Genomic DNA, 2,117 nt, shown 5'->3' on the forward strand with positions numbered 1-2,117 from the left:
CACGAACGACCCTTGGCAGGCCTCAGCCAGACACAGCTCACCGCCTTGGAGGAGACCGGCGCCACCGTGGGCCGATGGCTGCACTGGCATCGCCACACCGTCGTCCTCGACGCCCTGGAACACATCCACAGCACCGCACGTGATCACCGCTGACCGTTTCGCGTGGGGTCAGTGAGGAAAATGTGCCCAAGTCCCAGGCCGGGCGTACGTATTGGCCAAAACGCCGCTTGCGATGACACTGTGGGCAAGCGGGTACAGGCTCTGGTGAAACAGAGACGGTCCCTCGCACATGGGGCTCGCTTAGGAAAGCAGGCGCGAGCCGTCAACTCTTTCGAGGTGGACGGCTGTGCGTCCGCTCGACCGTGCCCAGTGCCTGGCCCAGTCGATGCATCCCCACCCACCGCGGCACCGAGGTCCACGCCCGCCTCCACTGTCTCCGGTACGTCGTGAACGGCAGCACCCTCTTAAGAGATCATCTCTGGATCGATGTGAAGGTGCCCCGGCGGACTGCGTCTTCGGTGCTGGTGCGACGATGCGGGGATGCGCGAGGTCGATGAGCTGCTCAACGTCGACGACCCAGCCTGGCCGCTCCTTCTCCAGGAGCTGTCCGGGACTGACGTACCAGTTGAGGTGCTGCCCGGAGATGCCGAGACAGGCCGTGCCTCGCTGTTGCAGCTCCAGGTCTCGGCCCGGTCGAATCTGGGCGGGATCGTCTTGAACAGCGGCGGTCTGCTGGTGGACAGCGGCTGGTTGCGGATCTTCGGAAGCCCGGGTGACGCCCACGCCGAGAAGCTGCCGGGCCTGGCGGAGATCAACGCGATGCCCTCGACGTTCGATCCGGCCTGGCGGCCGGGGGCGGGCCTCGTGATTGCGCATGATGTGCTAGGCGGCGTGTTCGCCCTCAACGGGGGAAACCCCCGTGAGGCCGATCGGCCCGGCGAGCCGGGCGAAATCCTCTACTTCGCCCCTGATTCCCTTGGCTGGGAGGCGCTGGGCGCCGGGCACTCGGCCTGGCTGTCCTGGATTCTCTCCGGAGGGCTCCAGGAGTTCTATGGGAGCCTGCGGTGGGACGGCTGGCGCAGCGAGGTGTCCGTGCTGAACGGTCGGCAGGGATTGTCGTTCTTCCCACCGTTGTGGTCGGCCGAGGCCCGCCAGGACCTGCTGGCGACCAGCCGCCGCGCGGTGCCGATGGCGGAACTCCTGGGGTTGAGCCGCGACGCGTGTCTGCAGTTCGACGGTGCCGACCCGGGCTTCCTCGGAGTCGCATGAACCGGCTTACGCAGCCAGACGTCGGTAGCAGACGAGCGCGGCGGCGATGCCGGTGAAGGCGAGGAAGTGTTCGGCCTTGCGCTCGTAGCGAGGGTGCAGACGCCGGCATCCGGCAAGCCGGGCCACAGTGCGTTCACGGTCCATCGGTGACGGCCCAGGCGCTGGGAGGACTCGATGCCCTTGCGGGTCAGCACCAGGTTCGGCCACGGCGATACTCAGCGGCCTCCTAGAAGCGATGTGGCCACGTGAGATGGATGACCCGCCGGGAAATGCGCCAGCCGTCATCGGTTCGTCGCAGGTCGTCGGCGTAGACGACGCTGGCGACACCGCCGCCCTCCAGCAGGCTCAGACCTTTGGATCGGGCCCGCACCTCGTCGCCCGGGCCTTCCGACACGACGATGTTCGTCGTGTGGTGCGCTTTCGCGTGTCCGGGGGCGTTCATGAAGGCCGCGATCGCGTCCAGCCCGACGACCGGGTCGCCACCGAAGACGCTGCCGTCCCACACCGCGTCTTCGGTGAGGCATTCGCCGAGACGGTCCAGTTCATGGTCGTCCATGATGTGCGCCCACAGCGCCACGGCGCTGCTGATTTCGACGGTGTCCTCAATCGTGGGTTTCACGTTCGGCTCTCCATTGCGTGCGTTGCTGGATCAGGCCTTGGCGCCGCTCAGCATGGCCGGCACCTGGCGGTAGGCGCCGTTGGCCTCGGCGATTCCCTCCCTCGCCGCAGGGACCGGCCGCGCCCGGCAGTCTCGACTATGGGGGTGTATCGGCAGGGGCGGGAGAGGATCACATATCCATGGACCGACAATCCTCCCCAGCCGGCCACCATGGAGATCGCAAGAAAGA

2 protein-coding genes and 1 pseudogene are annotated in these 2,117 nt (G+C 67.1%); 1 reads left to right on the top strand and 2 read right to left on the bottom strand.

Going from position 1 to position 2,117, the window contains the following annotated elements; all coding sequences use genetic code 11:
• Window positions 1-540 precede the first annotated feature (540 nt).
• Window positions 541-1,269 carry a DUF2625 family protein gene (locus tag JF597_RS54010; RefSeq protein WP_294014436.1) on the top strand — a complete coding sequence of 243 codons (729 nt, stop codon included), beginning with the start codon at window positions 541-543 and terminating at the stop codon, window positions 1,267-1,269.
• Between the two features lie 6 nt (window positions 1,270-1,275).
• Here the strand turns inward: JF597_RS54010 and JF597_RS54015 are convergent.
• Together JF597_RS54015 and JF597_RS54020 are read right to left on the bottom strand one after the other, a co-directional pair.
• Window positions 1,276-1,460 (bottom strand): annotated as a pseudogene (locus JF597_RS54015) (IS5/IS1182 family transposase); the annotation flags it as partial.
• A 35-nt stretch (window positions 1,461-1,495) separates the two neighbouring features.
• Window positions 1,496-1,888: a nuclear transport factor 2 family protein gene (locus JF597_RS54020; RefSeq protein WP_294014438.1), complete on the bottom strand. Its 393-nt coding sequence runs from the start codon at window positions 1,886-1,888 to the stop codon at window positions 1,496-1,498.
• Window positions 1,889-2,117 lie beyond the last annotated feature (229 nt).

It is taken from the genome of Streptomyces sp. (assembly GCF_019510245.1).
Lineage (GTDB): Bacteria > Actinomycetota > Actinomycetes > Streptomycetales > Streptomycetaceae > Streptomyces.

Bases quoted from the DNA above. Each gene is read 5' to 3' on its own strand.
- JF597_RS54010 (WP_294014436.1), top strand. From the start codon at position 541: ATGCGCGAGGTCGATGAGCTGCTCAACGTCGACGACCCAGCCTGGCCG.